The organism is Falsiporphyromonas endometrii, from assembly GCF_042654485.1.
GTDB classification, from domain to species: Bacteria; Bacteroidota; Bacteroidia; order Bacteroidales; family Porphyromonadaceae; genus Porphyromonas; species Porphyromonas endometrii.
Genome location: NZ_JBHSGO010000147.1, coordinates 1 through 8,393 on the forward strand (window position 1 = coordinate 1; position 8,393 = coordinate 8,393).

Here is an 8,393-nt window from a genome sequence, read left to right on the forward strand (position 1 = left end):
TGACAGACAATTCGAAATAATTTCTTTAATTTGTACTCGTGTAAGATTCATACGGTTTATCGTTTTATTTTGTTTTTTTCAAAGATAACAGTCTTGAGTCTTACACACTTTTTCGGGACAGTATCATTCATTGAAGGAGATCACTTCATTGCATACAATAAACAAGATGCTTTCGATCAGCAAGTTTTATTATTCGAAGAAGAATTGAGAAAGCAATAACTACAATTACACTACTCCACTATTATAAAGTACATCGTCTCTCTTTGGGAAATTCAAAACAGTTGGTGTATAACAAGCCCCTTTATTATATTTGTCACAGATATAAAGTACAAGCCTCAAAGTTGTTGGGTTTATTTCCAACTTACTTAAGCGATATTATTGAATCGACTTTTAGTTTTGTCTGTTGCTAACAGCAAGATATTCAGACAATAAACAGATTCTAAAATAACAACAAGGTCTTATAGACATAAAACAAGCACAACAAGTGAGTAATAAAAACATCAATACAACAAAAGAACATAAGAACGACAACAAAAGGAAACATTCTTTTGTCAGACGACTTATGGTATACATTTATCTGTCTGTACGTTTTGTTACTCGTGATATGTGGAGACTTAGCGATGAGGAATTTGGCAAGAAAAGAGGGCTTTTTGTCCAAATTATCAAACCAATATATCTCGCCATCAAAGCTTTTGTTGAGGACAACCTATCTCAAAAGGCATCAGCACTCACCTACTCTACAATTCTTTCGATTGTTCCCATGCTTGCAGTGATAGTTGGTGTCGCCAAGGGATTTGGTGTACAACAGCTGATTACCGAGACTTTAATGAGTTACTTTCCCTCTCATCGACACGAGCTAAACACAGCTTTGGGCTTTGTAGACAACTACTTCTCTCAGATACAAGGTGGATGGTTCGTAGGCATTGGTCTGGCTATTTTGCTTTATACGGTCATATCACTGATTGCCGGTATTGAGAATACACTCAACGATATATGGCAATGTACCAAACCTCGTCCTTGGGGAAGAAGGGTAATCGACTACATGGCAATGTTTGTGGTCCTCCCCATCTTAATGACCTTATCAAGTGGTATTACCATCATAGTAGGTACATTCCAAAATGCACTTCCGGACAATTACAAACTATTCTTACCGGCAGTGGGGTTTATATGGAAAGCCATCCCATTCTTTATTATTATCATCATCTTCACAGCTTTCTACATGGCTTTGCCAAACACCAAAGTGAAGTTTCTTCCGGCATTTATATCCGGATGTATGGCAGGTGTAGCTTTCCAGGTACTCCAAGCTTTGTATGTCAACGGTATTATATGGATCAGTAAGTACAACGCTATCTATGGTAGCTTTGCAGCTGTACCTCTCTTGCTATTGTTTCTGCAGGTATCATGGACCATATGCCTATTTGGAGCTCAACTCTCCTTTGCCATCCAGAATGTCAAAACCTTTAACTTCAACCAAGACTGCAAAAATGTCTCTCGCAGATATACAGACTTCATTGTTATTCTTGTAGCATCAATGATATGCAAACGATTCTCTTCGGACAAAGACAAGCGTCCTTACTCAGCTGAAGAGATCAGTAGTGAATGCAATATTCCTATCCAACTTACCAAAAGTGCCATCAATGTACTTCTTGATATGGACATTATCATTGAAGTAAATTATAAGGGAGATCAGGTAACTGAGAATTATCAACCCGCAATGGATCCAGATAGACTGTCTATTGGATTTATAATAGATAAACTGGATAGACACGGAAGCGAACGTTTCAAAATTGACAACTTAAATAAGTACAAACCTCAGTGGGATGCCATGATCAATACAAGAGAAGGCTTCTTCACCGAAAAGACAGATCGATTACTAAAAGATATTTAATTTATCACATTATGCTTTACAGACTAATTATGCTTAGCGACGAAAACGATGAGTTTCGCCGAGACATCAAAATCAATACAGACGCGACTTTCTTTGACTTGCACAATGCTATCTTGGACGCTTGTGGATATACACACGATCAGCTGGGGTCATTCTTTACTTGTGACAACAATTGGAACAAAAAAGAGGAGATTACCCTCATCCCAATGGAATGTGATAGCGCCATAGACAATTATGTAATGGACGAGACAGCTCTGGATGCACTGATAGATGATGAAGGACAAAAGCTTGTATATGAATTTGATATGCTTGCCGAAAGATATTTCTATTTGCAAGTAGCTGAAATTATCACAAGGCAATATTTAGAACAGCCCGAAGTTTGTAAGTCAATGGGAAAAGCCCCCGAGCAGGTACTTCCTGTAGAAGTGGTCGAAACAAAACCCAAAGCACCTGCCAAGAGTAAGCAAAACAAGGAGGATTATTCATTAGAAGAGGACGAAGACAATGACTCCTTCGACGACTTAGACATCGATCTTGAAGATCTTGAAAATCTCGATATAGACAATGCCGATCAAGAGCTCTAAGATTCCGAGATACTATTTTGATTCAAATCAGTAGCTGTTTGAGCTACACATTCAGAGCTTCTCTTATCCGTGAACATATAGGAAGCGGTTCGATAAGAGAAATGCTCTTTTTGGTAAACGACAATCCTTTTCATTCGTCATTAAACTGCTATTACATTGTTTGAAGAGCTGACACAAAAACTACTCAAAGACATTACAACATCGGAAAAAACGGTCTTTGTCATCACCGGACCGACCGGTGCCGGCAAGTCTCAACTTGCCATGGATCTCGCCAAAAGCCTTGGTTGCTCAATCATATCTGCAGATTCAAGACAACTATTCAAAGAAATACCAATCGGCACAGCAGCACCGACAGAAGAAGATAGACGTACAATACCCCACTATTTTGTCTCATGCCTCAGTGTCAAAGACTATTTTTCGGCATCGATGTTTGAAGAACAAGCCATTTCGCTATTGGAAAACAAGCTCTTCGACGAATCCAAAATACAAGTAGTCTGCAGTGGCTCTATGATGTATGTGGATGCCCTTTGCAAAGGAATAGACGCTATGCCTGACGTCCCCGAAGATATCCGAAGCATGATGTGGAAAAGATATGAAAAAGAAGGGGTCGAAATTCTCTCTCAAGAGCTTAAGTTAATCGACCCGGACTACTACAAATGCATCGACCCAAGAAATCATAAAAGAATTATTCATGCGCTCGAAGTTTACCTTACCACAGGCAAACCATTCTCATCATTCCACAAAAATGAGCCCACAAGGAGAAATTTCCATATCATTAAACTCTGCGTCACGATGCAGAGAGAGACACTGTACCAACGCATCAATAAGAGAGTAGACAAGATGATGGAGCTCGGTCTCTTAGATGAAGCGAAAGCTGTATACCCCATGAAGCACCTCAACGCTCTAAACACAGTTGGCTACAAAGAGCTATTCGACTATCTTGACCAAAAAACATCGCTACAAGAAGCAATAGAACTCATCAAAAGAAACTCCAGAAGATATGCCCGCAAACAACTCACTTGGTGGAGAAGAGACAAAGAGATTATACATATCCCCATTGATGAGTATATCTAAAGAATCATACATCATAACATCTGAGTTTTAAGCGAAAGAACAATCATATTACAAAGCAAGGGGATGAGTTTAAACAATATTTCAACTCATCCCCTTGGTGCTATATGTATCTAACAAACCTACTACTTGTCTCTACCCTCTTGTGCCGACAGCATACCGCAAGCCGCTTCTATATCTTGTCCTCGTGATTGACGAATTGTGACATTGAGTCCTTTTCGTTCGAGCCCGAGTTTAAATCGCTCCAGTCTCTCCTCATTGGTCGATGGGAGATCTATATTCGGTATGCGGTGATAGCGTATAAGATTGACAAGGCACGGCACATCTTGCAACAATCTTCCCATTCTTCTCATATGCTCTTCTGTATCATTGAGTCCTCCGAATACAATATATTCGAAGCTCAATCGTCTCTGTCCCGTAAAGTCAGCAGCTTTGAGTCGCTCAATTGTCTCTTCAATCGGGAAAGCTGTCTCTGAAGGCATCAAAGCCTTGCGCTCATCCGGGAAAGGATTGTGTATACTGATTGCCAGATGACAAGAGGTTTCATTAAGATATCTTTCAAGTCCATCTCTGACTCCTATCGTACTAAGCGTTATCCTCTTAGGGCTCATCGCCATACCCCACTCTTCTACAAGGGGCTTGATAGATCTAATTACTTCATCTGTATTGTCAAGAGGCTCTCCCATTCCCATATAAACAATATTGGTAATCTCTTCAGCTTCATCAATAGAAAATAGTTGATTAAGGATATCCGAGGCCTTTAGATTACCATGAAAGCCCTGCTTACCGGTCATGCAAAAGAGGCAATTCATCTTACATCCTACCTGCGAAGATATACATACAGTCACTCTATCTCTGTCAGGAATCATTACCGTCTCAACATATCTATCATCCTCCACCTTGAAAAGATATTTCTTTGTACCATCCTTAGATTTGCTCACATAGCTTGGCGCATACCTGCCAACCCGGTAACGTTCATTCAGCTTGTCTCGATTGGCTTTGCTCAGATTGGTCATCTCATCGATTGTCGTAATATGTTTGACATAGATCCAATCAGCTATCTGCTTAGCTGCAAACTTTGGCATTCCCATACCAAGACAAAGCTCTCTAAGCTCCTCAAGGGTCTTACCAAGGAGACATTCTTTACCCATCTTATCTTTATCTTCCATCATAATTTACATAACATTTAAGTCCATCAGATTGTAAAACTTCCAATCTGGCAGACTACCTTATCACCGCCTTCTCTTATAATAATATAGAGCCTTCGTAGGCGTAGGCGAAGCCACAGGCGTATAGCAACCCGGAGTTGGAGGATTGTTTCTTGCCACACCATATCTGTCGTTCGACAATTCAGGGATAGCCACTCCCATATTCATAAAGGGAGCAACAGATTGTAGTGGTCTAAAGTCAAAAACAAATGAGAGCACATCTTTGCCCTTATCTTCCTTGTAACCCAATGAATAGTAGTAGCGATACTTCTTCATATTGATAGTGTCTTGCGAAAGTAGGCAATCTTTCATTGCGGAGGGAATAAGATTGTTTTGAGGCATCCTGAGATAACTATGATCCACGTGAACAATCTCATCAAATAGAGAAGAGTCGGCCATTATTAAATACATCTCTCCGGCTAAAACACCCTTCGAATCCTTCGATTCTTTAGGAACATTAATTGATTTCGTTCCATCAACAATACAGTTTGTCATCCTAAAAGCACTACCCTGCACATGACTCCTTTCACCATTGCCAACCTTATAGCTGTCATAATAATTCAAAGTCGGAGAAAAGCGAGAATCAAAAAGATAAAAATTGACAAAAGTGCATGCTCTTGAGACGAAACTCGATCCTTGCAGCTGGAGTGTCGAGTTGTAAGTATTGGAGACTTCACTATTGTCCAGAGCAATATGGCCACCAACAGCATAAATGCCATAGCCCTTCATATTGGTAATCTGGCATCCCAACATATATAGGAGCGGATCCTGAGGAGACCTTTCACCCATAAAGTAAAGACCATTGACAGCATTCTTAATGATTGTATACTCCAATCGATTGTCAAGAGAAGTTTCGCCAAAACGAATACCGCCCCACTGCCCTGAAACCAAAGGATACGGCAAATCACTTAGCATCATATCCTGTCTCAAACCCTCTAAAACAACCGGCTTTTCGACAGTACCTTGAGTCTTCAATGAGCCATTAACTTTGACATACGACTTAGCGAAAAAACAGATCCTGCTTCCTGCACCAATTGTAAGGGTAGCACCTTTGTCAATCACAATACTGTCCTTAACCAAAAGAGGAAGGGGAGAGTTTAGTACAGAGTCTTTGGATATATGTATCTCACTTACGACATCAGCATTGCAACGATAGCCCTGCAGCAGGACACTGCTGCTCTGCCCTCTACACTCAAACATCAATTTATCCTTAACCTCCTCTATCAAAAGAGCTTTGTCATCACGCCTAAAATTGGCCTCAACAAAGACATACATACTATCTCCCGGCAAGATCGTCAAATCTCTAAACTCATGCCCGGCATGACCATCCACATTGACACGGAAGCCGGACTTAGGATCGGACAGATAAACGCGATCCAATCGGATACTCTTCTTGTTTCTATTATAAATCATCAACTGACGAGTCGAAGATGTAACATCACTAAACAATGTATCCAACTTCACCGTATCTTGAGAAAAAGATGGCTGATCAGCTTGAGAAGAGCTGATACGATCAAAATCATCCTTACAAGAGGCAAGAGGCAAAGCTATTATGAAGCCAAATAAAATTAGCTTGAGTATATTCTTTCTTATCATATAGCAAAGATAAGAAGGTGTTTTGAAATAATTCAAAAGGTAGTATACGAGTTCAGAACTTAACTCAAAGAGATGACCTCAAAGAGACTCTAAGAATGGTTGTCATGAAATGATTTTGGGGTCAAATAGAAAAATATACCAACACTACGGACCTGCACTGCACAATATAATCTACTCTGTAAAATCCGTGATTTTGGTCTATGAACTTATACCCAACTCACAACTCAGAATTGCAATGCCATATTCTCCAAATCGCCAAAGTATCGACATTATTGATATAGCTAAAGATTATTGGCAAGTCTTTTCACAAAAAGGTTTTTCTTTCGTAAGCTATTCGTTATCTTTGATGCACAATTAACACTGAATACATATTCACATAAACTATTTTAATGATGAAACAAACTCCATTTACCAACAAGCACATCGAACTGGGTGCTAAAATGCATGAATTTGCAGGTTACAATATGCCGATCGAATATAGCGGCATCATTGACGAACATATCAATGTCGTCGAGAATTGCGGCGTATTTGATGTGTCTCATATGGGTGAATTTTGGGTAAAAGGACCCAAAGCCCTCGAATTTGTTCAGAATGTAACCAGCAATGACGCGTCCAAACTTACAGTTGGTAAGATTCAATACAGCTACTTTCCGAATGATAAGGGTGGCATCGTGGATGACTTCCTTGTATATAAATATGAAGAAGATAAGTATCTCCTTGTAGTTAATGCTGCAAACATTGAAAAGGACTGGGCATGGTGTCAAAAACATAACACCATGGGTGCAGAGCTTGAAAATGGATCGGACAACTGCGCTCAGTTGGCACTCCAGGGACCTAAGGCTACAGCACTTCTGCAAAAATTAACCCCGGTAGACCTCAAAGAAGTTCCTTACTATACCTTCAAAGTTGGTGAAGTAGCAGGATGCAAAAATGTTATTATCTCCAACACCGGATACACAGGAGCAGGAGGATTTGAGCTATACTTCTACCCTTCCGACGGCATGAAGATTTGGGATGCTCTCTTCGAAGCCGGCAAAGAATTTGGTCTTAAACCGGCAGGCCTTGGTGCAAGAGATACCCTTCGTCTTGAAATGGGCTTCTGCCTATATGGAAATGATATTTGTGAGACAACCTCTCCTATCGAAGCCGGATTGGGATGGGTAACCAAGTTTACAGAAGGAAAGAACTTCCCGGGTCGTGCTATCCTTGAAGACCATAAGGCAGGCAATACCGTAAACAAGTTGATTGGCTTTGAGCTAAAAGACAAGGGTGTACCTCGTCAAGGCTACCCAATTGTAAACGAAGCAGGTGAAGAGATTGGTGTCGTAACTTCAGGTACAATGTCACCATGCCTCAAGAAAGGTATCGGTATGGGATATGTCAAAAAAGAGTACTCCAAGGCAGATACTCAGATTGGCATCAAGGTTCGCAACAGAGTCTTGAAAGCTGAGGTTGTTAAGGTTCCATTCAGAAAGTAATAACTTTTTGACAAAGTAATTGAGGCGATGTATCGGATACTCTAAGTTCTGATTCATCGCCTCTTTTTATCTAATTTACCTTCTATTGAAAGCAGTTTGTTTTTAGCACTCAAGACCATTTCAAGACCTTGAGCTGTTGAAATGCTTTCTATGTATTCAAACAGTCTTCACAAAACTACATTATACTGACCTACTTACTATTTTACTAAAGAGTTTTATGAGATTCCAGGTGATATCTAACCTTGTCCTAAGCATCCTATTTTCTTTCTTTTCACCATAGTGCTTATGGACAACCAAAACATTTTCAGTAGGGAGATAAGTGGTATTATCACATAGAGAATACCAATGCGTCCGACTACGATGCGTCCAGCATCTTGATCCTACAGATAAGTTTATCGATTATGCTCTATATGAGGTCAATGAAATTAGTGCAGACAGTAGTAAGAAGCTGTTTAAAAATTATTCAGAGAATTTATTAAGCAATATTTTGCAGAAAGCAAGTTGAACCATAGCCTCTGCAGTAGCGGCATGAAACTCATAATCAATCGTCAGTCTTCTAAAATTTTCC

At 39.9% G+C, this 8,393-nt stretch carries 6 protein-coding genes; 4 read left to right on the forward strand and 2 right to left on the reverse strand.

Translation table 11 applies throughout. The annotated features are described in order from the left end of the window. The first annotated feature begins 484 nt into the window (after positions 1 to 484). From ACFO3G_RS04555 to miaA, 3 genes are all read left to right on the forward strand, one after another. Entirely contained in the window at positions 485 to 1,888 is a 1,404-nt protein-coding gene (locus tag ACFO3G_RS04555; protein WP_380078398.1) for a YihY/virulence factor BrkB family protein, read from the forward strand. A gap of 11 nt (positions 1,889 to 1,899) precedes the next feature. Further along, positions 1,900 to 2,472 carry an IS1096 element passenger TnpR family protein gene (locus ACFO3G_RS04560; protein ID WP_380078400.1) on the forward strand — a complete coding sequence of 191 codons (573 nt, stop codon included), beginning with the start codon at positions 1,900 to 1,902 and terminating at the stop codon, positions 2,470 to 2,472. 156 nt (positions 2,473 to 2,628) lie between these two features. Then, positions 2,629 to 3,546 carry a tRNA (adenosine(37)-N6)-dimethylallyltransferase MiaA gene (miaA, locus tag ACFO3G_RS04565; protein ID WP_380078401.1) on the forward strand — a complete coding sequence of 306 codons (918 nt, stop codon included), beginning with the start codon at positions 2,629 to 2,631 and terminating at the stop codon, positions 3,544 to 3,546. 122 nt (positions 3,547 to 3,668) lie between these two features. Here miaA and rlmN read toward each other — a convergent pair whose 3' ends face one another. Next, a complete protein-coding gene (gene rlmN, locus ACFO3G_RS04570) occupies positions 3,669 to 4,715 on the reverse strand; it encodes a dual-specificity RNA methyltransferase RlmN (RefSeq protein WP_380078403.1) in 1,047 nt (348 codons plus the stop codon). A gap of 60 nt (positions 4,716 to 4,775) precedes the next feature. Next, entirely contained in the window at positions 4,776 to 6,347 is a 1,572-nt protein-coding gene (locus ACFO3G_RS04575; RefSeq protein ID WP_380078405.1) for a hypothetical protein, read from the reverse strand. Positions 6,348 to 6,739: 392 nt separating this feature from the next. Between ACFO3G_RS04575 and gcvT the strand changes: the two genes are divergently transcribed. Beyond that, positions 6,740 to 7,825, forward strand: coding sequence for a glycine cleavage system aminomethyltransferase GcvT (gene gcvT, locus ACFO3G_RS04580; RefSeq protein WP_380078407.1), 1,086 nt, complete (start codon positions 6,740 to 6,742; stop codon positions 7,823 to 7,825). The last annotated feature ends 568 nt before the right edge of the window (positions 7,826 to 8,393 follow it).

Coding starts and splice junctions, on each gene's coding strand:
- ACFO3G_RS04560 (WP_380078400.1), top strand. CDS start 1,900: ATGCTTTACAGACTAATTATGCTTAGCGACGAAAACGATGAGTTTCGC.
- rlmN (WP_380078403.1), bottom strand. CDS start 4,715: ATGATGGAAGATAAAGATAAGATGGGTAAAGAATGTCTCCTTGGTAAG.
- ACFO3G_RS04575 (WP_380078405.1), bottom strand. CDS start 6,347: ATGATAAGAAAGAATATACTCAAGCTAATTTTATTTGGCTTCATAATA.
- gcvT (WP_380078407.1), top strand. CDS start 6,740: ATGAAACAAACTCCATTTACCAACAAGCACATCGAACTGGGTGCTAAA.